This window comes from Candidatus Schekmanbacteria bacterium (genome assembly GCA_016219965.1).
GTDB lineage: Bacteria > Schekmanbacteria > GWA2-38-11 > GWA2-38-11 > J061 > JACRJM01.
Genome location: JACRJM010000003.1, coordinates 350380 through 377369, shown reverse-complemented (window position 1 = coordinate 377369; position 26990 = coordinate 350380). Strand labels below are relative to the sequence as shown.

General features: G+C 39.7%; 21 protein-coding genes and 1 riboswitch. Of the genes, 7 read left to right on the top strand and 14 right to left on the bottom strand.

The features are described from left to right. Nucleotides 1-13 precede the first annotated feature (13 nt). A complete protein-coding gene (locus HZA77_03945) occupies nt 14-799 on the bottom strand; it encodes a PEP-CTERM sorting domain-containing protein (protein ID MBI5374563.1) in 786 nt (261 codons plus the stop codon). Nucleotides 800-888: 89 nt separating this feature from the next. Then, nucleotides 889-1713: a PEP-CTERM sorting domain-containing protein gene (locus HZA77_03940; GenBank protein MBI5374562.1), complete on the bottom strand. Its 825-nt coding sequence runs from the start codon at nt 1711-1713 to the stop codon at nt 889-891. A 556-nt stretch (nt 1714-2269) separates the two neighbouring features. Here HZA77_03940 and HZA77_03935 point away from each other — a divergent pair. After that, nucleotides 2270-4234 carry a radical SAM protein gene (locus tag HZA77_03935; protein MBI5374561.1) on the top strand — a complete coding sequence of 655 codons (1965 nt, stop codon included), beginning with the start codon at nt 2270-2272 and terminating at the stop codon, nt 4232-4234. Between the two features lie 70 nt (nt 4235-4304). Here the strand turns inward: HZA77_03935 and HZA77_03930 are convergent, their stop codons facing one another. Continuing rightward, complete coding sequence (locus tag HZA77_03930; GenBank protein ID MBI5374560.1) at nt 4305-5036, bottom strand: hypothetical protein; 732 nt, start codon at nt 5034-5036, stop codon at nt 4305-4307. Between the two features lie 222 nt (nt 5037-5258). Between HZA77_03930 and HZA77_03925 the strand changes: the two genes are divergently transcribed. Both HZA77_03925 and HZA77_03920 read left to right on the top strand, forming a co-directional pair. Continuing rightward, complete coding sequence (locus tag HZA77_03925; protein MBI5374559.1) at nt 5259-5513, top strand: hypothetical protein; 255 nt, start codon at nt 5259-5261, stop codon at nt 5511-5513. A 292-nt stretch (nt 5514-5805) separates the two neighbouring features. Then, a complete protein-coding gene (locus HZA77_03920) occupies nt 5806-6402 on the top strand; it encodes a superoxide dismutase (protein ID MBI5374558.1) in 597 nt (198 codons plus the stop codon). Nucleotides 6403-6474: 72 nt separating this feature from the next. Here HZA77_03920 and ileS read toward each other — a convergent pair whose 3' ends face one another. From ileS to tadA, 9 genes are all read right to left on the bottom strand, one after another. After that, nucleotides 6475-9264, bottom strand: coding sequence for an isoleucine--tRNA ligase (gene ileS, locus HZA77_03915; protein ID MBI5374557.1), 2790 nt, complete (start codon nt 9262-9264; stop codon nt 6475-6477). 19 nt (nt 9265-9283) lie between these two features. Beyond that, a complete protein-coding gene (cobO, locus tag HZA77_03910; GenBank protein ID MBI5374556.1) occupies nt 9284-9826 on the bottom strand; it encodes a cob(I)yrinic acid a,c-diamide adenosyltransferase in 543 nt (180 codons plus the stop codon). After that, complete coding sequence (locus HZA77_03905) at nt 9810-10904, bottom strand: radical SAM protein (protein ID MBI5374555.1); 1095 nt, start codon at nt 10902-10904, stop codon at nt 9810-9812. The genes cobO and HZA77_03905 overlap by 17 nt, the downstream gene beginning before the upstream one ends. Continuing rightward, nucleotides 10901-11593 (bottom strand): ribonuclease III, encoded by a 693-nt coding sequence (gene rnc / locus HZA77_03900; protein MBI5374554.1) that lies wholly within the window; start codon nt 11591-11593, stop codon nt 10901-10903. Before rnc ends, HZA77_03905 begins: the two co-directional genes overlap by 4 nt. 77 nt (nt 11594-11670) lie before the next feature. After that, a complete protein-coding gene (gene acpP, locus HZA77_03895; GenBank protein ID MBI5374553.1) occupies nt 11671-11907 on the bottom strand; it encodes an acyl carrier protein in 237 nt (78 codons plus the stop codon). A 46-nt stretch (nt 11908-11953) separates the two neighbouring features. After that, nucleotides 11954-12694 (bottom strand): 3-oxoacyl-[acyl-carrier-protein] reductase, encoded by a 741-nt coding sequence (gene fabG, locus HZA77_03890; protein MBI5374552.1) that lies wholly within the window; start codon nt 12692-12694, stop codon nt 11954-11956. A gap of 51 nt (nt 12695-12745) precedes the next feature. Continuing rightward, the gene (gene fabD, locus HZA77_03885) at nt 12746-13675 is read right to left on the bottom strand and encodes an ACP S-malonyltransferase (protein MBI5374551.1); all 930 of its coding nucleotides are present in this window, start codon (nt 13673-13675) and stop codon (nt 12746-12748) included. A 96-nt stretch (nt 13676-13771) separates the two neighbouring features. Beyond that, on the bottom strand, nt 13772-14704 hold the full coding sequence (locus HZA77_03880) for an HD-GYP domain-containing protein (protein ID MBI5374550.1): 933 nt from the start codon (nt 14702-14704) through the stop codon (nt 13772-13774). A gap of 11 nt (nt 14705-14715) precedes the next feature. Then, a complete protein-coding gene (tadA, locus tag HZA77_03875; protein ID MBI5374549.1) occupies nt 14716-16629 on the bottom strand; it encodes a Flp pilus assembly complex ATPase component TadA in 1914 nt (637 codons plus the stop codon). A 237-nt stretch (nt 16630-16866) separates the two neighbouring features. Here tadA and HZA77_03870 point away from each other — a divergent pair, with 237 nt between their 5' ends. Beyond that, complete coding sequence (locus tag HZA77_03870; GenBank protein MBI5374548.1) at nt 16867-18240, top strand: sigma-54-dependent Fis family transcriptional regulator; 1374 nt, start codon at nt 16867-16869, stop codon at nt 18238-18240. Between the two features lie 15 nt (nt 18241-18255). Here the strand turns inward: HZA77_03870 and HZA77_03865 are convergent, their stop codons facing one another. Both HZA77_03865 and HZA77_03860 read right to left on the bottom strand, forming a co-directional pair. Continuing rightward, nucleotides 18256-19056, bottom strand: coding sequence for a TlyA family RNA methyltransferase (locus HZA77_03865; GenBank protein MBI5374547.1), 801 nt, complete (start codon nt 19054-19056; stop codon nt 18256-18258). A 5-nt stretch (nt 19057-19061) separates the two neighbouring features. Then, nucleotides 19062-21419 (bottom strand): YfhO family protein, encoded by a 2358-nt coding sequence (locus tag HZA77_03860; protein MBI5374546.1) that lies wholly within the window; start codon nt 21417-21419, stop codon nt 19062-19064. A 314-nt stretch (nt 21420-21733) separates the two neighbouring features. On the opposite strand from HZA77_03860, the gene HZA77_03855 reads away from it, so the two are divergent. The 3 genes from HZA77_03855 to HZA77_03845 all read left to right on the top strand — a co-directional run bounded on the left by HZA77_03855 (nt 21734) and on the right by HZA77_03845 (nt 26930). Then, nucleotides 21734-24175: a hypothetical protein gene (locus HZA77_03855; GenBank protein ID MBI5374545.1), complete on the top strand. Its 2442-nt coding sequence runs from the start codon at nt 21734-21736 to the stop codon at nt 24173-24175. Nucleotides 24176-24298: 123 nt separating this feature from the next. Further along, nucleotides 24299-25705 carry a histidine--tRNA ligase gene (gene hisS, locus HZA77_03850; protein MBI5374544.1) on the top strand — a complete coding sequence of 469 codons (1407 nt, stop codon included), beginning with the start codon at nt 24299-24301 and terminating at the stop codon, nt 25703-25705. A 65-nt stretch (nt 25706-25770) separates the two neighbouring features. Continuing rightward, a riboswitch (molybdenum cofactor riboswitch) is annotated at nt 25771-25890 on the top strand. A gap of 233 nt (nt 25891-26123) precedes the next feature. Beyond that, complete coding sequence (locus tag HZA77_03845; protein MBI5374543.1) at nt 26124-26930, top strand: PEP-CTERM sorting domain-containing protein; 807 nt, start codon at nt 26124-26126, stop codon at nt 26928-26930. The last annotated feature ends 60 nt before the right edge of the window (nt 26931-26990 follow it).

The following is a 26990-nucleotide window of genomic DNA, read 5'->3' as shown; positions in this document are numbered from 1 at the left end:
ATCTTTTGATTTATTAATGCTTGCGTCTTGATATTGCAAATGTGCCTACTAAACCGATGCCAATCAATAAAATTGTTGCTGGCTCAGGAACAGGATTTACATCTATAATTTTATCTTTGCTTATTAATAGAGTTCCACCTGCTGACAGCACTCTATCCCATTCCCATGCAAATGATACATTTCCTGTAACAGGACCACCATTGTCACTAAGGGTGGAAGGATATGTGTCATTCAACAAGTTCTTAATTGTCGGATACTCGGCAATCTCATAGTGATTTGCCTGGGGGGTAGCAACAACTTCACTAAAGTAAGTTCCATTTGCATCAGTTTGCAGAATAGTATTAGCGTTACTGCGAACTGCCGTATCATCATTTGGAGTGCCACCTAAATCAAAATCAGTATACTGGAAAAAGTGCATATCCAGAGCAGATGTGGTTTTATTTTTAATTCTTATTGATTCTCCAACATCTGATGTTTTGCTTCCAGTTGTTCCGCCTGATAATACATATGTTACATCGATAGCTACCTTAGCATTGCTGTATGAAAGTTTGAGAATATTAGGAGCTATTAATGTCTGGCTACCAAGCGTCAATGTGTCAATAGAGCTCTCTGGATTTGTTCCTATCCTGTACCAGAACCATTGCTGGAACATATGGTCTACGCCATCTACATTCCAATTGAACATCCCGCTTTGTGATTGTGAGTCAATCTGAACCGTAGAATTGTTGTTCATTAATGTCCATACTGTTGCATTAGACGTTGAAGTGATGGTAAGAATCACCAATAGTGCTAATATCACAAAACCTAATTGACCTTTATATAAAACCCTCTTCATTATCCCCACCCACCTGTTCAAAAAAATTATAAGATATCAAAAAATTGAACTACTTACCCTCTTTTTCTTGATACTGCATAAACTCCCATCAAGCCTGCGCCAATAAGCAATATTGTTGCTGGTTCAGGTACAGGGTTTACGTCTATTAGTTTGTCTTTGCTTATTATGAAAGATCCCCTTGGATTTATAACCGTGTTCCATTGCCATGCAAATGTTACATCACCGGTAACAGGACCTGGATTATCTAAAAGGGTTGTTGGCAATAAATCATTCAACGCATTCAGAGTTGTTGGAAATATGTCAACCTGATAATGTGAAGCAGCTGGTGCGCCTACTACTTCACTAAAAGTATAGCCACTTCCATCTGTCTGGTGCATGGTGTTGGCATTTGACCTGTACGCAGTATCATCATTTGGAGTGCCGCCTAAATCAAAATCTGTATATTGAAAGAAACGAAGATTGAGGGATGTTTCAGTTAAATTTTTTATTACAATTGTTTCTCCAACATCAGAGTTCCCGCTTCCGATAGAGCCGCCTGTAAGAAAATAGATGACATCTACAGAAATCAAATTATTCTGATATACCAAATCTAAAATGCTTGGAGAATAAAGTGTTTCGCTTGTTAGTGTCAAAGTATCTATTGAAAATTCAGGTCCTGTCCCTATTCCATACCAGAACCACTGCTGAAATAGATTGTCTATACCATCAACAACCCAATTAGACATTCCAGTTTGTGATTGGGAATCAATTGTAACTGTTGAATTAGTATCGGTAAGTGTCCACAGGGTTGCATTTGCTCCTGAAATGACTCCAAATGTTGACAAAGTCATTACACATAAACCTAATACCATTAATCTTACCCATTTCTTTATCTTCATTTTGTTCTCCCTTCATCAGATAGATAACTCAATTACTCAACTTTTATTATATTCCATTTGTCTAAATAGCAAGATAGATGCCAAGTATTTAATAAAAGAATTTTAAGCATATAACTAATTGATATTAAAGATATAAATTTATTTTATAAATATTGTTGTTCTCGTCTATTTTTTAAATTAAAGCTTATAAAGCGTTCAAATTTCCGACACTTTTGTCAGTTGTTGCTAACTCTTTGAATTATAAAAATAAAAAATGTCTTAAAATCCGACATTATGGGACTTTTTGGCCATAATCAATCTCAAGATAGCATCTTAGAATAAAAATTAAGTTACAAGAACCCTCAAGCTCTTTGTCATTCTGCTGGCGTCTATTTATCTGAAATATTTTAACTATTTTTGATAGTAATGGACTTTTTCAAAGGTTATAAAATAAAATGTGAGAATATATAAAGTAAAGTGTCCAAAATTACGACATTTTCCACATTAATTTAATTATAACTAATTTTTAATTATCAGGGGAGCATATATGAGGCTACATTTGGTTAATGATGAAAAAATGAATAATTCGAGACCAAAGCTCGGGCTTGGATATATCTCTTCTTTTCTAAAAAAATACCTTCCTGGAATAGAAATAAGCTTGTCTTTTTGGGGAGATGGAATTGTTGATGATATCACAAGATTAGATCCTGATATTATAGGTTTCACCTCTACCACAGAAACCTTTAACAAGGTTGTGAAAAAAGCAAAGTTTATAAAAGATAAATTCAATAAACCGCTCATAATTGGAGGCAACCATATAACACTTCTTCCGCAGGAACTTCCTGAATGGATAGATATTGGTGTAATAGGCGAAGGTGAGGAAACAATTTTAGAGCTTATCAGCAATTTCATAACAAAAGGAAAGCTTGCAGATGAAGGAATAAATGGAATCGTCTTCTGGAAAGATGGCAAACCGATTACAACAAAAGAACGTGATCTGATAGAACCTATGGATAAAATCCCGTTTCCTGACTGGGATTTACTTTCAATTAACGCTGAGGGCCCCGGCCATATAATGACATCAAGGGGCTGTCCTTACAAATGTGTTTTTTGTTCTCCGTCGGCGCTCTGGAAATATCCTCGATTTTTTTCTCCCGAAAGAGTGGTAAGCGAGATAAAACATATAGTTGAAACATACAATAGAGATTATATGCTCATATATGATGATTTGTTTATTGCTGACAAGAAGAGGACTATAGAAATAAGCGAGCGGATATGTGCTGAAGGACTGAATAAGAAGGTCCGCTTCGAGTGCCTTGCAAATGTAAATCTATTCACTTCTGATATAGCTGATGCTTTAAGAAAGATGAATGTTTTTAGGATAAGTTTTGGTATGGAATCAGGGTCTCCGGAGGTGTTAAATTATCTCAAATGCGGGAAGGTTACCCATGAGAAAATAATAAAAGCAGTAAAACTTGGGATTGATAAAGGATTTGAGGTGTTAGGCTCTTTTGTTTTAGGAGTTCCCTGCGAGAGCAAAGACGATATTCTTATGACATATAATTTCATAAAAAATGTTGGGCTTACTGAAATCGGAGTAAATATTGCAACTCCCTATCCTGAAACAAGGTTGTGGGATGATTCTGTTAAAGCCGGGTATATAGATGGGGATAAATGGGATGATAGCTTGTACTGTATGAAGACGGTAACCCCTCAAACAATTGCAGAGAAAAAAATTCTTTCTCCTGTTGATAAAGACATATTCATTGCTCTTTATAAGATGATAATAGACCTTGACAGCTCCCTCATTGACAGAAGAGTTCGTTTAAGAAATCTAAGGGAAAAAACAGTTCAGATATTAAAGAGCAAAGATGAAAAAAATAAAAGAGTTCTTGATGTGTGGTGTGAAAATGGAACTTTGGGTGCAGCGATTAAATCAGATTCTCATACTGAAATAATTGGATTGAACCCGGATAGTGAAAGTGTAATCGATGCTACAAGACGCTTAGACGCGGTTTTAACTGATGAAAAAAGTCTTCTGAGTACCCAGTCAGCAGAAAATAAATTTGATTGCATAATCTATAATGACCGGTTGGGCAAAGAAAAAAACGTAAAATCTTTACTCCTTAGACATATAGAGTATTTGAAAGATGACGGAAAAATAGTAATAAGCCTTCCCAATAAGATGCATTTTTCCAAAATAGCTTATCTTCTTTTCAATATAACAAGACCTCCTTTCGAAACAGTCGATGGAACACATCAATATGGAATATGGGGAAACCCTGACCAGAACATTTCATCAGAAATAACTATTTATGAACTGATGGAGATTTTAAAGCAGCTTAATCTCAACATTGACGAAGTTTTTACTATTTTAAGCAATGACCATAGTCTTCTTAATGATATGAAAGAGATTGTCAGAAAAAATGGCTGTGATACAAATGAATTTCTCGAAAGGGTAAAGCCCATAAGATATTTTATAGTTGCAAGTAAGCTTCATGCCCAGAAGACAATCTTTCCACAGGACAGTTTTAACATTTAACGAGCTAAAATAATTCAGACTCGTCACCAGAAACCTGAAATAAAGATACTCCGGTAATTGCAGATGACTATTAGAGAATAGTCTTAACTTCTGCTTCTTTCCGTAAAAGATGATCTGCTATTTGTATCTTAATTGCTTTTATAAATGGCTTCCTAAAAGGAATTAACAAAGCGATCCCTGCAATCAGCATTCCGGTTCCTGCAATGTATAAAGGAAGGCTGAAAGCACTCACCCAGTTTTCTCCATCTAAAGAAAAGTGAGTTGTCCCAACCCAGAATTTAGTTGTGAATGTTATTATGCTGCAGATTATAAGGGCAATCCCCGCTGATGGACCCCCCGATCCGGCACTACCGGAAGAATCTAAAAAGTTTGTTTTCTCCCTTAATGGAGGGATGCGGAGCAGAAGAAATGCAAGAAGAGTAATTGCTGTCACATAGAAGCGTATATTAATGGGAACAGCTTTACCTCGGACTGCCTGTGATACTGCCATATGTACCCCTGCTGATAATGCGCCAACCAGAAGCATCCACAAAGTGTTTCGGTATGCAGTTGGATTGCCGCGTACTAAAGATACCATTGCACTGATTCCCCATGCTCCTGTCGCAAAGCCTATAACGACAAATGCCTGATAGAGCGGCTTGTAGGGAATTAGCGGTGCCATCTCTTTGTATTTTTCAGTATTAAAGGCCGCGCAAATCGTGCCTGCCGCGCTTAGAAATGTTATAACAATTGTTAATCCCAATAGTGTAAAAAAAATTCCCCGTAACACTTTGGACTGCATGCTTCTTTTTTGTTGAGCCATTATATTAAATCCCCCTGTCATTTTATTTTAATTCATTATTTTTTAATGTTCACTTAATCTTATGAAACCTATTTTCAGACATCAAGAAAGATTTCCGATGGTATGCAAAAAAAACTTGCAATTGTTTTTAAAAAAAATGATTTAAAAAAGATTATACTTTGTATTAAATATTTTTTTTATAAAACAAAGAGCATGCAAGAGAATGATAAGGGAAAATTGATTATGAACAAACTGAAAAATAAATTACTAAGCGGGTTTTTTAACAAAAGATGGTATTGGAAACTTACTATAAGTAAAATCTGTTTTCCTGTAGCAGTTATTTTTACAGCTATAGGTTACTTCATTCTTACTAATGAAAATGTTCTTACCATGTTTTTGAGGCACTTCGGCCTTACCAGTCTCATAATATCTGTTATCCTTTATGGTGTAGGAAAGTACGAAGAATACATTGATAATGGATTGGACTTCTTTTATTGATGTGTGACTTTCGAAATAAATATCCTGGCTTTAGGTTTCAATTTTATTACATTTTTTAAAAATTGAAACATCTCTCAGTTCTTATTTCTTTTTTTATCAGATTAACCTATTGTATTGGTTGAATTTTATTTAGTATTGATAATTGGTATAATATTTGCAAACTCTTAAAAAGATTAAACAGTTTGAAAAGTATTTGTTTGACTCAGAAAAGCATTTTTTTAAATTGAAATATGATATTAAATGAGAACTGGTAAAAAAGCAGAACTTAATTCTTAAGAAGGAGGACGAGACTATGGCATATGAAGCGAAAAATTTCGACAGTCTAATAGGCACAGCCGGATTTAGCGACCAGTTGTTAAAAAATCATTTCACACTCTATCAAGGTTATGTAACCAACACCAACAAGGTTATTGACTCTCTTGCTGCACTTGCAAAAGAAGGAAAGGCGGCGACTCCGGAATATGCAGAACTTACGCGCAGGTTGGGATGGGAGTTTAACGGGATGCGTCTTCATGAATATTATTTTGGCAATATGAAAAAAGGCGGCTCAGCAATTGATACTAACTCAGAGTTTTATAAACAGACAGTAAAGAGCTATGGGTCGTTTGATAACTTCGAGAAGAATCTAAAAGCGGTCGGTACTATGCGCGGAATAGGCTGGGCTATAGCTTATTATGATGCTGAAGCTTCGAGGCTTCAAAATGTCTGGGTAAATGAGCATGACGTAGGGCATTTCGCCGGGGCAGCACCTTTATTGATAATGGATGTGTTTGAGCATGCCTTCATGATCGATTACGGCCTTAAGCGTGCTGATTATATCGAAGCATTCTGGAAAGCCATTGACTGGGTTTCAGTATCAAAAAGATTTGATGCAGCAACCAGAAAATAACAAATAGAAATAAATAAAATGGCTTGGCAGTTCTGTATGAGTTAACTGCCAAGCCATTTTATATTGCGTTTGCTATAAGTTTTGTTCGCAGCGTCCGCAGATAGCAGGATGCTCGCTGTTTTTGCCTATATCAGTTGAAATCATCCAGCATCGCTCGCACTTTTCCCCTTTTGCTTCGGAAACGAGTATTTCGATACCTGAGAATTTTCTCTCTCCGGATTTTTCTGTTATTACAGATTTGTCTTCTGTTATTTTTACCTGCGAAACTATGAATATCTGAGTCAAATCCTTTTCATATCGCTTGAAAAATTCGAAGTCACTTCCTGTTCCCTTTATTGTAACCTCGGCATCAAGAGAATGACCTATCAGCTTGTCTCTTCGCGCAATTTCAAGGGATTTTGTGACCTCGCTGCGAAGATCCATTATTTTCCCCCAGCTTTCCTCAAGTTTCTCATCTATCCTGAATTCATCTCCTTTAGGGAAAAGTGCAGTGTGTACACTCTCCTCCCGGTTGGGGTCTATGGTTTTTAGATGATCCCAGGCCTCTTCTGCCGTGAATGAAAGTATGGGCGCCATGAGCCTGACGAGGGAGTCTATTATTTTATAGAGGACAGTCTGGGCTGAGCGGCGTTCTTTGGAATCAGGCCGTGAAGTGTAGAGCCGGTCTTTTAGTACATCAAGGTAAAAGGCGCTCATGTCAACTGTGCAGAAGTTGTGAAAGCTGTGATAAAAAATATGAAAATCAAAATCCTCGTAAGCCTTTTTAAGTCTTGTTGTGAGTTTTGACAATCTCTGAAGAGCCCATCTGTCTATCTCTTCCATTTCTTCAAAGGAAATTGAATCTTTAGATGGGTTAAAGTCATAGATGTTCCCAAGTATATATTTGCAGGTATTCCGTACTTTTCTGTATGCTTCTGAAAGACGTTCGATTATCTCATTTGATATCCTTATGTCTTCCCTGTAATCCACTGATGAAGCCCAGAGACGAAGGAGCTCTGCGCCATGTTTTTTTATTATTTCTTCGGGAGCTATGACATTCCCAAGGGACTTCGACATCTTTTTTCCCGAACCGTCTACAACATAGCCGTGCGTAAGAACGCTTCTGTAAGGTGCCTTTTCCCTGTGTTCAAGGGAAACCATGAGGCTTGAGTTGAACCATCCTCTGTGCTGGTCGCTCCCTTCAAGGTAAAGATCGGCAGGCCATGAAAGCTCAGAACGAGTGTTAAGTACTGCTTCATGGCTTACCCCTGATTCGAACCAGACATCAAGGATATCGGTCTCTTTCCTGAATTCCTCTGAGCCGCACTTGGTACACTTAGTCCCTGCAGGCAAAATGTCAGAAGGTGAAAGCTCGAACCATATATCAGCGCCTTTTTCTTCTATGAGGTTTGATATCTTTTCAAATATTCCTTTGTCATTTACTGGCTCAGTGCATTTTGAACAATATATCACTGTTATCGGGACACCCCAGCAGCGCTGTCTTGATATGCACCAGTCAGGACGCTGTTCCAGCATTCCTCCAATCCTGTTTTCTCCCCATGCCGGTATCCATTTTACATTTTTAATCTCTGTAAGAGCTTTCTTCCTCAGATTATTTTTCTCCATGGAGATAAACCACTGCTCTGTGGCCCTGAATATTACCGGATTCTTGCACCTCCAGCAGTGCGGATATGAGTGGGTTATTTTTTCTTCAAATAGCAGAGCGTTTATTTCCTTCAAAGTGTCACGTATCAGAGGGTTTGCCTCAAAAACTTTCATTCCTGCAAAATCGGGTATTTCTGGGGTGAACTTTCCCTGGTCATCGACAGGGCTGTATACATCCAGACCATAACGGAGCCCCATCTCATAGTCTTCAATTCCATGTCCCGGAGCAGTATGGACGCAGCCAGTTCCCTGTTCAAGCGTGACATGGTCTCCGTTTATGATTACAGATTCCCTGTCATAAAGAGGATGTTTACATTTAAGTCCTGTGAGTTCACTTCCCTTCCATGTGGCAAGTGTGTTGAAAGACATTTTGTTCATCTTTTTAAGTACAGAGGGGATGAGCTCTTTTGCCATGAGCATGATATCGCCATCTATATCTATGAGGCTGTAAACCAGGTCAGGATGCAGTGCAATGGCGAGGTTTGCCGGCAGGGTCCATGGAGTAGTTGTCCAGATGAGGACCGATGCTTTTTTCCCGTTGAGAGCTTTCTCTGTTTTTTCCTGACCTTCAAGCAGCGGGAAACGGACATAAACTGAAAGAGAAGAGTGGTTTTCGTATTCAACTTCTGCTTCGGCAAGTGCTGTCCGGCAGCTTGAGCACCAGTAAATAGGTTTTTTGCTCTTATATGCGCTTCCTGAAAGGAAAAAATTGGACAATTCCCGGACTATGGCTGCCTCATAACTGTGATTAACGGTAAGATACGGTCTGTCCCAGTCGCCTAGCACACCAAGGCGCTTGAACTCGGAGCGCTGGATATCTACGAATGTGTTTGCATATTCAAGGCATTGGCTTCTTATTTCCTTTATGGCCATTCCCTTTTTCTTGCTTCCTAGCCTTTTGTCAACTTCGTGTTCAATTGGAAGTCCATGGCAGTCCCATCCGGGCACATAGGGGGCGTCAAAGCCTGCCATTGTTTTTGATTTTACGATGATGTCCTTCAGTATCTTGTTTAAAGCCGTTCCCATGTGTATATGTCCGTTTGCATAGGGCGGTCCGTCATGAAGTATATATTTCTTCCTTCCTTTGCATGTTTCCCTTATCTTCCCGTAAAGATCGTTTTTTTCCCACTCGGCGATTACGTGGGGCTCTTTCTGGGCAAGGCTTGCTTTCATCGGGAATGTTGTTTTTGGAAGGTTCAATGTCTCTTTGTAATCCATTTTCTTTATTTTCCTCCGCTTACCATTCTATCCCTTTTCTTGCAGGGATTTTTTGTTTTGTATAATAATGTTTTACTTCTTTCATCTCTGTCACAAGATCTGCCGCATCAATAATCTCCTTGCAGGCGTCCCTTCCTGTAAGGATAAGCTCCATATTAGCCGGTTTCTTTCTGATAAGTCCGAGAACATCGGAAAGTTTAACTAGACTGAAATCAAGTGCGCAGTTTATCTCATCCAGTATTACAAGGTCATAATCTTTGCCGGATATGGCCTGCCGTGCAAGCTCAATCCCTTCCCGTGCAAGTCTTATGTCATCGAGCGAAGGATTTCCCTTTTCAACAAAAGAACATTGTCCGGTCTGTTTTATAGTTATAAATTTGGAAAGATGAGTCTTTAGAGCTTTTATCTCTCCGTAGCTTTCATCTCCCTTCATGAACTGGATAATAATTGTCTTTAGGCCATGTCCTGCAGCCCTTAGGGCAAGTCCAAGAGATGCCGTGGTTTTCCCCTTACCGTTGCCTGTGTAGACCTGTACTAACCCCCGCTCAATCTTTTCTGTCATGAAATTCTTCCGGAATAATTTTGCACTCTAAACTGAATTCTGTTTTTATTTTTCTTATGTTTTCGTTTTTTAATCCCCTGAAAACCGATAACTCGCGATGAGGAACAATGAATAAAACATCTTTTACTTCTGTTCCAAGCTTTGAAATTTCAGCGCACATCCTAACATAAGCAAGCCTTGAGTCAACCAGATGTTTAAGAGCCGGATGTTGTGGCCCTATGCGAGAAAGTCCATTGTTCTTGTTTCCCTGTTCTTCCGGCAATCCAAACCTAATTACCGGGATCCCGGAACTGTAAAATCGCCGAAGGGCATGGGTTCCTAATTCTATTGTCTTTTCAAGAGAAAGAGGGATGTATTCACCTCTTTCATAGAGTTCTATTAGTTTCGTTTTGGGAAGAATAACGACAGGATATATTCTTGCGAAATCAGGATCAAGGCTTATTGCAGTTATTATGCTTTCAAGAAATGTTTCCCGGGTATCTCCCGGCAGCCCCATCATGAGCTGGATCCCAAGCTTGAAGCAATTTTTTTTTATGAGTTTTGCCGCCTCTATGATTTTTTCCGGGCCATGTCCTCTTCCCGATGCATCAAGTACTGACGGAGAGAAAGATTGGGTGCCAAGTTCTATGGTGGTAACACCATAGGATTTAAGCATTCCTAAAATATCTTCGCTTATCAGGTCCGGTCTTGTGGATATCCTTATTCCATTGACGACTTTTCTCTCAATCCATTTCCCGGCGCTTTTCAAGAGATTTTTCTGGATAGACAAATCCATTCCTGTAAAGCTTCCGCCATAAAAGGCAATTTCCCTTATGTCATCATCATGTTGGGGGATTCCAAGGGATAGCCTGATTTGTGAAATGTCTTTTGCAATAGAATTGCAAGTAGAGGGAAGAGGAGAGTTATTATTTGTTTTTTTCTTTTTTGCTTTAGTCTCCAGATGGGAGACAACTGCTCTGTCAACTTCAGCTTCGTCAGGAATTTCTGATTTTCCGGCTATCACTTTCTGGTTGCAGAAAATACAGGTATTGGAACAACCGGCATTAGGTATAAAGAGAGGTATTACAAGAGGTTTCATTTTTCATTTAATGCGGCAAGTGCTTCCTTTGCAGCCATCTGATGTGCCTCTTTCTTGTTTTTACCTTTTCCCCTCCCCAAAATTCTATGTGGCGATCTGACCTCAGCGACAAAGGTTTTGTCATGGGCAGGTCCGGATTCCTTTATGATTTTATAAACCGGGGGTTTCTTGTATATTTTCTGATATTTTTCCTGAAAAATTGATTTATAGTCTTCATTGAGGGAATGTCTGAGCTTACCGAACGGGATTATCACTTTATATATTATGAATTTCTTTGCTTCAGGAATTCCTGAATCAAGAAAAATCCCTCCGATAAGTGCCTCAAGGGAAGCGGCAAGTATGGTGTCGCTTTTCTTTATTGATTGATGGTCGGCTCCATTTCCTGCAGTAATGTATTCATCGAGCCTTATTCTGCGTGCCAGCTTTGCAAGGGTATGGTCTGAAACAAGCTGTGTTTTGTAACGGGATATTTCCCCAAGGGTTGCATTCCTGTGTTTTTTTGTAGCATGCTCTCTGATTGTAAGCTCAAGAACCGCATCCCCAATGAATTCAAGCTTCTGGTTTTCCCGGATTGCGCTTTTCCTGTTGGATGCCTTCACTCTGCCGGAAAGGTGTGTCAGTGCCTTTTTAAGGAGAGCAGGCTTTGAGAATTTGTACGATATCCTTTTTTCAAAAGCAGAATAGTCCATTCACTTTTTTTAATAACAAAATGGACATAGAAAATATAGCATTTTCTATGTCCATTTTAATGATAATGGAGCACTTCTTAATGCATGCGTTCTGATATGTAACTAATAGCGTCTTTAACGGTAGTTATCTTTTCCGCGTCTTCGTCTGAAATTTCCATGTCGAATTCTTCCTCGAGAGCCATAACAAGCTCTACTACGTCGAGGGAATCAGCGCCTAAGTCATCGAAGAATGATTTTTCCGCTGATATCTTATCTTCTCCGATTTGCAGGCTGTCTGCTATTATTTTCTTTACTCTTTCTTCTACAGTCATCAAACTATAACCTCCTTTTATTGTTGTCGTTTGAAAATCATGAAAAACTTTACATGTACATGCCGCCATTTACATGAAAAACCTGTCCTGTAATATACGCGGCTTTTTCTGACGCCAGAAAACTTACTACACCCGCTATATCTTGAGGAGAACCAAAACGGTTCATCGGTATGGATTTCAGCATTTCTTCCTTAACCTTATCAGGCAGCGCTTTGGTCATATCAGTGTCTATAAAACCCGGAGCTATGGCATTTACTGTTACATTGCGTGGAGCAAGCTCCCTGGCAACAGTCTTTGTAAGACCTATCACCGCAGCTTTGGACGCAACATAATTAGCCTGTCCGGCGTTTCCCATCACCCCTACTACGGAAGATATATTAACAATGCATCCGCTCCTTGCTTTCATCATGTGTCTTGATGCAGCCCGGATGCAATTGAATGTTCCTTTAAGGTTTATATCTAATACCTTGTTCCATTCATCGTCGGTCATTCTCATTATCAGGTTGTCCCTTGTTATGCCGGCGTTGTTTACAAGGATATCAATCTTTCCGAATTCGTCAATTGCTTTCTGGACAGTCGATGCTACATTTTCTGCGGAGCTCACATCGCAAAGGGAAATAATGCATTTTCTTCCTTTTTCCTTTATAAGTCCTGCTGTTTCATTCAGGGGTGCTTCCATCACATCTGCTGCCAGTATATCACATCCTGAAGAAGCAAGCTCAAGAGCAATGGTCCTTCCGATACCTCTTCCTGCCCCTGTTATAAGTGCTGTCTTATTTTCAAGTCCCATTTGTTAATTATCTTTCTGGATAAAGTGTCCTTTATTAAATATTCAATTGTTTTAAAGGGATGAGAGCGTTTTTTCAAGACTTTTTTTGTCTTCGATGTTAAAAATCTTTGCGTCAGGGAGGATTTGCCTTACAAGACCTGAAAGAACACGGCCTGGTCCTACCTCTATAAAAAGCTGAACTCCCGCATCCTGCATCTTTAATATTGATTGCTCCCACATGACCGGTCTTGAAACCTGCAACTTGAGTTTCTCTCTTGCCTCTGCCCCGGCTCTGATCTCTGATGTATCAACATTTGCAAATACCGGAAAAGCAGGGTCTGCAAATTTGGTGGAATCAAGAAGCGGAGAAAGCCTTTCTTCTGCCGGTTTCATCATGGCACAGTGAAAAGGAGCGCTTACAGGGAGCATTACAGCCTTTCTCAATCCTGCATTTTTTAAAGTTTCAACGGCTTTTTCAACAGACTCCTTTTTTCCTGATATGACAATCTGTTTCGAGGAATTGTAATTTGCAACAGATACGAGACCATCGCTTATTGTAGAAAGAGCCTCCTCTATCTTTTCCTTTTCCATTCCAAGTATTGCCGCCATTGCTCCGACTCCTTCAGGGACAGCTTCCTGCATAAATCTTCCGCGTGTCTTAACAAGTTTTATAGCATCTTCAAACTGTATCGCTCCTGCCGCAGCAAGTGCTGAATATTCGCCAAGACTATGTCCGGCAGCCATTGATGGCTTCACACCATGCTCTGCGGCAACAGCCCACACAGCAATGCTTACAAGCAATATGGAAGGCTGGGTAAACTCTGTTTGTTTTAATTTTTCTTCAGGGCCTTCAAAGCAAAGCTTTGATATGTCAAATCCTAAAGCTTCATCAGCACGCTTAAAGATGTCCCGCGCTGAGCTAAAACTCTCATACAGCTCTTTTCCCATCCCAACATACTGGGAAGCCTGACCGGGAAAAAGCAAAGCAATTTTTTCAGTCATGGTTGTTTACAGGTAAGTGTCCATGTTTCTAAAATAAAAAGGTTTTTATCTATAGCAGTAAGGAATGGTTTGTCAAATAAAAACGAAAGCCTCTTCTCAGGCAGGGTTTGTTTCAAACTCATCAATAGATGTAAAGACTTTATCGAAGTATTTCACTATTTCAGGGTCAAAATGAGAACCAGAGCCTTTTAATATCTCATTTTTACCATCTAAAGGAGAAAGCGCTTTTCTGTAAGGCCGGTCCGTTGTAAGTGCATCATATACATCTGCAACAGCAATGATCCTTGCACCTATCGGTATGGAATCGCCTATAAGTGCCTGGTAACCTTTTCCGTCATACCGTTCATGATGACCAAGTATCAAGGGGAGAATCTTAAGTATTCTACCTCCTACCGGCTCTAAGAATTCTGAAGCTTTTCCTGTGTGTTTCATCATTTCTTTTTTTTCGTCTTCAGTGAGTTTTCCGATCTTGTTGAGGATTTCAGCGCTTACACCTATTTTACCAATATCGTGAAGCAATGATGCTGTTTTAATGTCCTGCACTTCCGAGTTGGTAAGCCCTGCCGCCCTGGCAATTTTTTCTGCATACATTGAAACGCGGTAAGCATGATTTTGAGTGTATTTATCAACAGAGTCTATCACTATTGAGAGCATTGTAATAATCCCGTGGTAAGTCGTATTAAGCTCCTTGTTGTATAACTCTTTTTTTTCATAGAGATAACCCATAGAATAGCCGGTAACTATAAGGAAACTTCCCCATATAGTAATATCAAGCCATTTATTAACAGAGCTATCTGTTTTGCTGTCATATGACAAAGTATTTGGTATGAAATAGGCGAGACAGACTATCATCAGCACAGAGAGGAGAGCTGAGTAGGTCCCATGTTTTTTCCCGGAAAAAAATGCCCCAAGAACAACGGGAAGGTAGAAAAAATTGAGAAAAGCTATCTGGTTTTCAACAAAGAAGTAAATTATTCCAACTATTAAAACCAGCAGGAAAACTATTATCAGTTCCTTGTCTGCTTTCATTCTTGTTCCGGTTAACCCTCAGTTAGAACAGGAAGTTCAGTCTTACAATATGGACAGTAATGCCAGTCCGGTTGTTTCTGCTTTCCGCAGGAGGCACATTGATCGCTGATGGAATAACCGCAATAGGGGCAATTCACAAATTCATCCTTTATAGATGCTTTGCATATAGGACAAATCATTGTGCCTTTTGTTTCTTCTTCAAATACAATAACCCTGTTTAACTCTGCCAGAGTAGTCAAGCCCTTGCCGACTTTTCTTAATCCGTCCTGGACAATAAAACTCATTCCTGAAGTAATTGCGGCTTTAGTGATAACATCTTCAGAAGCGCCGGAGGATATTAGTTCCCTGATACGGCTGTTAACTGCAAGTACTTCAAACAACCCTATTCTTCCCTTGTATCCCGTATTTCCGCACTTGCTGCATCCTGTACCTTTAAAAAAGCTCATATCTGAAAAATCTTCAGACTTAAGCCCGATCTTTATGAATTCATCGTGAGAAGGTTTATAGGATGTTTTGCAGTTTTCGCATATAAGCCTTACAAGCCTTTGAGAAATTACGCCGTTTAAGGATGATGCAATCAGATAACCAGGTATTCCCATGTTCTTGAGGCGGCTGATAGTGGCTACTGCATTATTAGTATGTATGGAGCTTAAGACAATATGTCCTGTTACTGAAGCCTGTGTGGCTATTGCAGCTGTTTCTCCGTCCCTGATCTCTCCTATCATTATGACATCAGGGTCCTGACGGAGAATAGACCTCAGGCAGAAAGAAAATGTGAGCCCGACTTTTTCATTAACTCCAACCTGGCTTAAACCTGTGAGTTCATATTCAATTGGGTCTTCAAGTGTGACAACATTAATTGATTCTCTTTTGATGTGATTGATCATTGCATAGAGAGTTGACGACTTTCCGCTCCCTGTGGGGCCTGTTACAAGTATAAAACCCTGCGGTTTTTCAATCATCGATTTTATAAGGTTTAAGTCTTCCTCAACAAATCCCATTTCCTCAAGGTTAAAAATATTTGCCCTTGAATCGAGCACTCTTATTACAACATTCTCTCCGTATTGTGTGGGAAGTGTAGAAACCCTGAGATCCAGTTCCTTTTTTTTGACCATTATCTTTATTCTTCCATCCTGGGGGATTCTCTTTTCAGCAATGTCCATTTTAGCCATTATTTTTATCCTTGAGATTACAAGTCCCTGGACCCACTTTGGCAAAGTCATTACATCTCTTAGCAGTCCGTCAATCCTTTCCTTTAATTTAAGCGATTTTTGCTGCGGTGTGATATGTATGTCGCTTGCCTTATGTTCTATGGCATTTTGAAATATTCCGTTAACCATTGAGATTACCGGAGCCGTTTCACTTTTTTTAACTATCTCTGAAAGTTCAGTTTCTGAATCGGCGTCGTAAATAACCTCAATATGCCCGTCAGCACTTATATCTTTTACAAGTTCCTGGAGCGGGGCACTAAGGTGAAAATGATGACTAATTGCTTCTTTTATCTGAGAGGCGGTTGAAACTGCGGGTTGTACAGTTTTTCCTGTTATGAACCTGAGTTCATCGATAGCTGTAAGATCCAGAGGGTCAGCAAATGCAGCTTTAATTATTTTATTTTCAACACTTATGGGGATCAGAGTATGTTTGGTGCAGATTTTTTCAGTGACGAGCTGAATAGCTTCCGGCTCAACAACTGCAGATGAAAAATCTACATAACTAATTCCTAACTGTACAGATAACACCTGAGCTATATCTATTTCTTTTATAAAACCCAATGAAACAAAAACTTCTCCCAGCTTTTTTTTGGTTTCTTTCTGTTTGCTAAGCGATGCTTCAAGCTGTTCTTTTGTAATAAGCCCGGCATCGCAAAGCAGTTCGCCTATTTTTCTCGTCTCTCTCTTAAAGGTATCACGGGTTGGGTTTTTCACAGGTTCAGCTCCAGTTAAATTAATCTATTAAAAATAGTTTAACTGATATCATATAATTTCAACCATTATATAAGATTATAATAAAATTATAAAGAAATTATTGTTTTTCTAACTCTATTTTTCCATCTTCAGATTGTTGGGGAAGGATTTCCTGTTGATTAAATTTTGTTCTCTCTTATAATGCACCATTCAAATAGCTTGCAGATGAAACAGGACATACCAAATAACAACAGGTCTATGGTTGCAGAAAAAATCCTTCTTGTAGAAGATGATGATGAATCCAGGATTTCGCTTTCTGCCATACTCGAGTATGAAGGCTACCAGATTACTGCCGTAGAAAACGGCAGAAAAGCTATAAAGATCCTTAAAGAACAGAAGTTCCCGCTCATACTTACTGACCTTAAGATGCCTGATGTTGACGGACTGGCAGTTATGAAAAAAGCCAAATTACTCTACCCTGATGTGATAGTTATATTTCTCACAGCCTTTGCCACGGTTGAGTCAGCGATACAGGCTATGAAAGCCGGAGCATTTGATTACCTTTCTAAACCTTTGAATCTCGATGAAGTCCGTCTTGTAATAAAGAAGGCGCTCAGAGAAAAAAATCTGATGAATGAAAACAGGGAACTCAAAAGGCAGTTGAGAGGGAAGATGAAGTTTGACGAACTTATCGGGACATCGCAGGAGATGCAGCTAATATACAAGATGATAGAAAAAGTAACAGACATAGACAGTACAGTGCTTATAAACGGCGACAGCGGGACAGGCAAGGAACTTGTCGCAAGGGCAATACATTTCAACAGCTCGCGCCGTGAATTTCCTTTTATAACCGTAAACTGCGGAGCCATCCCAAGGGAACTCCTCGAAAATGAATTTTTCGGTCATACAAGGGGGGCTTTCACGGGGGCGTCATCAGACAGGATGGGAAAATTTGAGCTTGCAAACAAAGGGACTATATTCCTTGACGAAATAGGCAGTATGGATCTTGACCTGCAGGTAAAGATATTGCGGGTGCTGCAGGAAAGAGAAATAGAGAAACTTGGTGATACAAAAAAGATAAAGGTAGACGTGCGTGTAATTTCTGCAACCAATGCTAATCTTGAAGAGAGGGTAAAGCAGGGGCTTTTCAGAGAAGACCTTTATTACAGGCTTAATGTCATATCTATATCACTTCCCCCTTTACGCGAAAGGAGAGACGACATCCCTCTGCTTGTCAGCTTTTTCCTGAAAAGGATTTGCAAGGAGATGGGGAAGGATGAAAAACGAATTACGAGAAAAGCAATGGAACTTCTTTGCTCCTATAACTGGACCGGAAATGTAAGAGAGCTTGAAAATGCAATTGAAAGAGCCGTGGCACTTGCAGATGGTAAACTTATAACGTCAAGGCACCTGCCGCCAAGTATTCTGGAACAGGAACCCAAAAGGCTCAATGTCCCGGTTGAGCTTCCAGACCAGGGAATTGATCTTAACAAGGTCGTTAAAAATATAGAGCAAAGCCTTATAAAACAGGCATTGGAAAAATCCAACGGAGTACGAAGCAGGGCTGCCGATTTACTCCACCTTAACAGAACTACTCTTCTTGAAAAAATGAGAAAAGAAGGAATCAACTGAAATTACCGGTTTTCCTCATAGACCTGCTGCCTTTTCAATCATCTCACTGATGTCTGCTTCTGTTAATGGTTTTTCCTTTGCTGCAACTCCGAAAAACTCAATATTCCCATCCTGCCCCTTTATTGGAGAAGCAATAATCGTCTTTATGTGAAGCCCTGATTTTAAAAGAAAATCAGCCATATCGAAAAGCAAGGCACGATGCTTTTCCGGAGATTTTACTATTCCACCCTTCCCAACTTCTCCTTTCCCGACTTCAAATTGCGGTTTTATAAGCGCAATAATCACTCCATCCTGCTTAAGCAGATTAATAGCCTGCGGAATTATTTTTTTAATTGAAATAAACGACACATCTATAGTGATGACATCAACCATTACTGGGATAATATCAGCCCCGATGTTTCTTGCATTGACTCTTTCAATGTTTATTACGCGCGGGTCGTTTCTTAGCTTCCAGTGTAACTGTCCGTGCCCGACATCAACCGCATAGACAAGCTTTGCGCCATGCTGAAGAAGGCAGTCGGTAAACCCACCCGTTGAGGCGCCGATGTCGAGCGCAGTAGCTCCGGTCAGAGCCACACCGCAATAATCGAGTGCGCCTTCAAGTTTGAGTCCGCCCCTGCTTACGTAGGGACATGCTTTTCCTTTTATTTCTATGATTGATTCAATGCTTACCTGTGTACCGGCTTTATCTGTTTTTTTTCCGTCAACAGATATCATGCCTGCCATGATAAGTGATTTTGCAGCATTTCTTGACTCGGCAAGCTCCTTTTGGACCAGGAGTTCATCGAGCCTTATTTTCTTTTGTTTTGATGCCATGGTTTTTAATTAAGAGCTTTCCGGTTTATTATGAAAAAAAATACAAATATCAAAAAAGATATTCCTGTAATTACTGCGCCCCATTTAAAACCCGGATGTGAAAATTTCATTGTCACTTCATGTCTGCCTGCCGGAAGAGACAGAGCTCTGAAACAATAATCAGCGCGCAGTATTTCAGCCTCTTTCCCATCAATTACGGCAGACCATCCGGGAAACCATGTGTCGCTCAACATAAGAAATGATGCATTTTCAGATGTAGTTATCATATCTATTCTGTCCGTCATATATTTGTTTATAGTTACGCTTGTCTCTGATTGGTGCAAGTTCTGAGAGAGGACTTTAAGTTCTTCTTCTTTTCCTTCCAGCAGAACTTCATCTTGCGGAGAAAACCCGCTGCTTTTCATATAGACAAGCATCTTTTCCCTGTCATCAAAATAATGTGCGCGGTTTGCAAGGAAAGCTCTCGGGAGAAATTCAGGGTTCTCGAAAATAACAAACTCCCCGAAGGGATGTCTGTATCTTAATGGATAAGGGCTTTTTTCAACACTCGATGACGGGGCAATGATATATCGTATGTTTAGAAGGTTCATCCCTGTGTCAGTGCCGCTTAGTTCTTTTTCAAGTCTTGACATATCAGATAGAGAGTATGAGCTGTATGCTCCGGCAAACTGAACGCCGAATTCAACCCCGCAGGCAGGTTTTAAGGTGTTGCGTTTAAAGATAATGCTTTTTTCTTCAATTGTGAGATCTTTAAGCTCTGTGTAATTGATCCCCGCAACGAAAGTATCCGGCCTTAATATCCTGTATGAGCTTTTATCTGCATTATTGCTGAGAAGTTCTATTTTACTTAGCGCCAGAGGTTTAAGCCTGTAAAAATCCTCATCTATTGTAAAAAAGCTTTTTAGTCCGGGTATCCAGAGGTCTATGAGGAGAATAAGGATGAATATAAAAGATGCCCTTTCTCTTTCTATCCTTCCCTGCAAGACCAGACTGCCTGTAATAAAAGTCAGGGCCAGCATGAAAAGGAAAATAACAGAAGAATTGATGATCAAATTAATTCTTTCCCCGCCAAAGGTGCCAAGAGAAGAGAATGCAACTTTGAGTATGAAAGGGATGGGGATTAGTAGCAGGATGATAGCAGAGGTGCTTAAAGATTTTTTGTCAGGCAAATTTTTATCGGGAGAGTCTCCTTGCTGCGCCCATTTATCAAATCCAATACCTCCAAGGGCTGCCGCGCTGCAAACTACAAAGACCATTAGTTTTGCAGGATACCTGAAGACTGCAAAAAAAGGAAGTACGCGGACAAGCAGTGGATATAGTATGAAATCTTTTCCGAATGACGCGGCAAGAAAGAAAATAAAAAGAGAAAGGAAAAACCATTCCTCCTTTTTCTTTTTACCTGTAAGGAGTCCAAAGAAGAGGAAAAATAAAGTGATTGTTCCGCAGTAAATGTATGGAGCCCACTCAGCCTTATCTTTTGACAGGACAAGAGGGAAGAAATCTCCAATGAATCTTGTTCCTTCGGTGATATTGCCATAGAAATATGGAATTAAGAGTTCACATACCTGTAATGGATGGAATGAAAAAAGGTATATGTCATCAAACGTCATTCCGGTAGCGCGGTTTGTGTGAGGATAAAGATAGAATAACGGAAAAATAATTATTGCTGAAAAACAGATAAGGAGCAGGGCAGCTATAAAAAACTTTGAAAGATTCCATGAAGTTGAAGCGACTGAACTTTTCCCTTTGCTTCTAAGGCCTGTAATCAGCATATAAAGGAAGGCAATAATCAGCTCGACATAAACAATCTCAACGTCTCCTCCAAACAACTGCATGGACATTGAGAACGCAAGTATTGAACAGGGAATAATGAGCGGGAGGCTCTCAGTTGCGGTGATAAGAGAATAAAAAAAGAGCGGGAGGAATGTTGCCCCTGCAAGGAAAGGTAGATTGTAATGGATGAAAATCAGATAACCGCTAAACATGTAAGCTGCTGCTGAAAAGAGAGCAGATGCCTGTTTTAATCCTAACTTTGATGCAAGAAGATACATGAAGAATCCGGCAAGGACATAATGGAATATTATGAAAATCTTGTAGGTGAACCAGAGAGGCCCAGCCATTAGAATCAAATTTAATGGATAGAAGACCTGCTGCACAGGGTCCGAGAGAAGCGGTAAACCTCCCTCGAAGAAAGGATTCCACTGAGGTATAGAAAAATGTTTCAGCTCTTCCGCAATGAATGACTTGAAGGGGCGGAAAAGATAAGTCGTATCAGAATAAAAGAATGTCTGGCTGGAGAAAAGCACAGGTGAAAAAAAGATCACCGCAGAAAGCAGTAAGAGAAGAAATACTTTAAAATTCATTTTTTCTGACATAGAGTTTTGTTTTAGATAATATTTAAAAAAAGTTTATCAGAAAAGTGGTTAAACGTCCTAATAATAAAACTGCAAGAATTTTTTAAAAGCGTCCATATTCAACAAGCATGTGTGTAACTTACTACATGCTAATCCCTTGTTTTTTATTTTGTTGTTTTTGGTTTTGTTGATATGATAAATTCAAATAAAACTTACCCAACAGGAACTGGAGGATTCTTTAAATATAAGCTTCTTTTTGTCCTTAGAACAGCCACTTTATCACCGGATAGGAGTTTAATGTTTTTGTGCGGAAGAATAATGTAATGATGAATGGAAAAACAATAGTCAGCAAACGAACCTATGCAGGTTTGTTCATGGTTACTCTTGCTACACTTATGTATGAAATAATACTTACACGAATCTTCAGTGTTACCCTATGGTATCATTTTGCTTTCATGGCTATATCCATTGCTATGCTTGGAATGACAACAGGAGCTATAATCGTCTACCTTTTTCCATTGTTCTTTACTGTGGAGAATTCAAAAAAACATCTTGCTATAAGCGCTCTTCTTTTTTCAATTTCAATAATACTAAGTTTTATGACTCATATCAGTGTTCCTTTTGAGTTCAGTCTGTCTGTTATTAACATACTCTCGCTTTCATTAACCTGTATTGCAATAACTGTATCCTTCATATTCAGCGGAATATGTGTCTGTCTTGCTCTAACAAAATTTCCTGGACAGATAAGCAAGCTTTATGCCGCTGATCTTGCGGGTGCAGCGATAGGATGCCTATTGCTTATATACGTACTGGGACTTACTGACGGACCTACTACAATTTTTGTGATAGCCCTTATGGCAAGCATTGGAGCCTTATTATTTGCTACTGATTCAGGTTCTTATAAAATATCACTTTCAATTTCTATATTGATTGCGTTGCTTGCTATATTTATTGTCGTAAATACTGTCATGGTAAATGATCAGCGTCAGTTAATCAGATTAAAATATGTAAAAGGCTCAATTGAAGAAACTCCAATTTATGAGAAATGGAATTCATTTTCACGTATCAAGATAACCGGCGTGCCTGATGAATTGGTAAAACCTTTTGGTTGGGGATTGAGCTCTGTATATCCGAATACTCGTACTGCAAACCAGCTGTTTCTTAATATTGATGCCAATGCTGCGACGATTTTGACCAAATATAATAACGACATCAACAGCGTTGAGTACCTTAAATACGATGTCACAAACATTGCTCACTATTTGAAAAACGATGCAAATATACTCGTTGTTGGAACAGGAGGAGGAAGAGATATACTGTCAGCGCTTGCATTTAACCAGAAGTCTGTCACTGGTGTCGAAATTAACGGAGATATCATCAAGGCAGTAAATCAGAAATTTGGAGATTTTACCGGTCATTTGGACAGAAACCCGAAAGTTACATTTATCAATGATGAAGCCAGAAGCTATATCACGAGGCAGGATAAGAAATTTGATATTATACAGGTTTCTCTTATAGACACATGGGCAGCGACAGGAGCCGGAGCATTTGTTCTTACAGAAAATTCTCTCTATACTGTTGAAGCATGGAAGGTTTTCCTTGAACACCTTACGCCTGATGGTGTTTTGTCATTTTCAAGGTGGTACCGTCAGTCAAACCCTGTTGAGATGTTAAGGCTTACTTCTCTTGCTTCTGCTGCACTGACAAATTTTGGAATTAATGATCCGAGAAATCACATCATTATCATAAAATCCAAGGGTATAGAATCCGGAACTAATGATAGTATTGGCATAGGTACTTTAATTTTGAGCAAAGCCCCATTTTCAAAAAAAGATATTAGTATTATTGAAGATGTAGCTGCTCGTATGAAATTTGGTGTTGTGCTAAGCCCTGTTTTCTCTTTAAATCAAAACTTTGCAGCAGTTGCATCAGCAGATAAGTCATTTATTAACCAATTCCCGGAAAATATATCAGCTACTACTGATGACAACCCTTTTTTCTTTCAGGTTATGAAAGTCAAAGATTTATTTTCAATGAAATTCTGGAATCCTGAAAATGTATTAAAGCGTATGAAGACGAATAGGCCTATATTTGTCATCTGCACCTTGTTCATTGCAGTTCTGATTTTATCTGCTTTATGTATCATAGTTCCTCTTTTCCTGACGTCAAAAAAAGAAAACCTAAAAGGTACACACGCTCTTTTTTTCTACTTTGGAAGCATAGGATTTGGGTTTATGCATATTGAAATATCTCAGATGCAGAGGCTAATTATTTTTCTTGGCCATCCTGCCTACAGCCTTTCCGTAGTTCTTTTCTCTCTGCTTCTCTCAAGTGGTATTGGAAGCTATTTTACATGGAAATTAGGGAATCCTGACATGGTAAAAAAAGCTAAAACCCTTATACTTTTTTTACTTTGTGCACTTGTTATTTTTGGCGGACTGACACCATTTGCTATAAGAAACTTTTCCAGCTCAACTACACCGGTTAGGATATTTATTGCCATCTTAATGCTTTGTCCAATAGGGGTATTCATGGGAATGGCATTCCCAATTGGCATGAAACTTTCATCGACAGAATCTCCAAAGCTTATGCCATGGCTCTGGGGAATAAATGGAGCAACCTCTGTCTGTGCTTCAGTTTTGGCAGTTATTATTTCTTTAACCTTGGGGATAACTATATCCTTCTGGTTAGGCTTTGTATTTTATTTGGTCTCCTTTATATCATTTATGATAACCAGCAAGAGAGTTATTCAGAAATCTTTGTGAGAATTTCGATGCCGCTTTACTTAATTTCTAAATTATTAATTTTCTCATACAGACAACCTTTTTAAAAAAAGGTTTGAACATGGCTTATTGACAACTAATGATAATTAGTGTGCATATTCAGATATGGAAAAAAAATATACACCGGTAAAATCTGTCCGCGGTACTCAGGATATATATCCTGAGCAATATTACCGCAGACTCGAAGCTTTTGAAAAGCTGCGCAATGTTTTTGAGCGTTACGGCTATCAGGGCATCGATGTGCCTCTTATTGAGCCGGTAGAACTTCATCTCAGGAAATCCGGCGATAAAATATTAAAAGGGATGTATCACTTCAAGGATTACGGCGACCGGGACATCTGTCTTCGCCCTGAGATAACAGCATCTGTTGTCCGCGCTTTCAATGAAGGGCTTGCAAACGAGAAAAGGCCTGTAAAACTTTATTACCACGGAGCAGTGTTCCGCTACGACAAACCGCAGGAGGGCCGTTACCGCCAGTTCACACAGACAGGTGTTGAAGTGATTGGAACATCTGCGCTGGAATACGATGCAGAGATGATAATGATGACGTCAGAGTGCATGGAAAGCCTTGGCATTCAAAATTACGAGATAGCGATAAGCGATGTGAGCATACTCTTTGCCCTCCTTGACGCGATAGGGCTTCCGCAGGAAAAAAAGAGCCTCATCATTGGCTACCTTGAGGATTTAAACAAGGTGCCTGACAAGAATGATTTTATCCCCATAATAAAAAAAGGGCTCGCCGAGAGCGGAGTCTCAGAGTCTGAAATCAATGCAGAACATGGTCCTTATGGCAAGGTTGTAAAACTCATACTTCAACTTTCTAACCTGCGGGGCACTCCGCCGGAGGTATTCGAACGACTTCAAGTTACAATGTCTCATTTTATAGATACAGGAAAACCTCTCCCCGACACTTCATCCCTTAAAAAGGTCTGCGACATCCTGACTTCATTTGGAATCAACTGGAACAAGGCGCGCGTTGATTTCGGCTTCGGAAGAGGGCTTGCATATTACACGGGCACGGTTTTTGAGATATACAGCCCGCTTCTCGGCGCTGCCAATCAGGTGTGCGGAGGCGGTCGCTACGACGAACTCTTAAATATTCTCGGCGGACACGGGGAGGCGAAATCAGTGGGTTTTGCCTTTGGTTTTGAAAGGCTGATCCTTGCTGCAGAGCGTGAAAGAAATGCTAAAACGCAAAGCGACTGCAACCTTGAAAAAGGCCATCTTGATGCCTATGTAATTCCAATGTCAGAATCTGATTTTCCTTATGCCATCAAGGTTGCAGGCATCTTGAGAAATGAAGGCGCAAAAGTTGAAATAGATTTTTCCGGCAGACACAGCTCTAAGGCCACAAAGAGAGCCGACAGCACAGGTGCAAAGTTTGTAGTTTATGTAGGAGGAGATGAAGAAAAGAAGAACGGTTTTACCCTGAAAGACATGAAATTCGGCGCACAGGAATTTTGCGAGTTGGACAAAGTAAAAAATTCTTCCCTCTTTGGTTCCCGTTTATAGCTTCCTAAAAAAATATTTGACATCCATAGTAAGATTCATTATTAAAAATCCTGTTGCAAAAAAATATTTAACTAAAACTCCGAATTCTGCGGCCTAATGCGTGAAAGCGCGATGGAGCAGAATCGATAGGTGATGCTGGAAACGGCTTTTCCTCCCGTGCTCGGAAAGGAGAAAGTAAATGGACATATCAATTTAGCCGGTACCTTAGAAAGGGAACCGGCTTTTCTTTTTTATATTCCCCCGGGTTTCTTTTGAAATTTTAATTCAGGTAAGCTCACGGTCCTCATAGCCCCCTTCGAAGGCTTTAATGGCATCAACGTGGATGTCGTTTCTTTGAGGACCTGAGCAAAACCTGAAATTAAAAAATAACAACTATATTTAAATATTTTAAAAATATAACTTTGACAGGAGGAATGAGATGAAGATTAGAGGATCATTAGTTGCAGGAATATGCGGACTGTTAATCATGCTTGCCATGATTACAATTCCGGCAGAAGCAAACCCGTTAATTTACAATGGATCTTCAGGATCTCTTGGTGCAAGTGCGACATTTAATATATCGGGTGGAAATCTGCTGGTGACTCTGACCAATACTTCCAGCTCTGATGTCTTATCACAGGCTGGTGTGTTAACAGGGTTGTTTTTCGAAGTTGCAGGAGACCCGCTCTTTTCAAAAACATCTGCCGTCATTGCTCCGGGATCAACTGTTATGTTCCCGCCGGCAGGTAATCCCTCAGGAACAGGTCCAACTCCGGTTGGATCTGTGGGCGAGGAATGGGGATACAGAAATGGCCTTGCCGGATATCTAAGTCCAACTTCAACTGTAAATGAAGCTATTTTAAGCGCCGCCTACGGTGGAGTGTTTAGCACATGGCCAGGCGGTGGGACTTCATCATTATTTACTCCAGGCAACTTGCAGGGTGAAGCTGGTCCTGGCAAATTGCAATATGGTATAACATCGTTATTGGACAACCCTCTTACCGGATCTACAGACGTTAAAGGAGCCAATGCACTAATACAGAATTCAGCGATATTCACCCTGGGCAGTCTGTCGGGTGGATTCAATTTAAGTTCTATATCCAATGTATATTTTCAATATGGAATAAATATTACTGATCCAAGATTTGCTGGCGTTGAGGCTCCGGCGGTTCCTGAACCTTCAACGTTTCTTCTTTTACTGGCAGGGTTTGCCGTCGCGGGTGTGAGGAAATTAATAGTTAAATAATAAAAATTTCAAAGAGTTTGTTTAAAAAAACATTCTCTTTTCCGGTGAACAGCTTTTAAA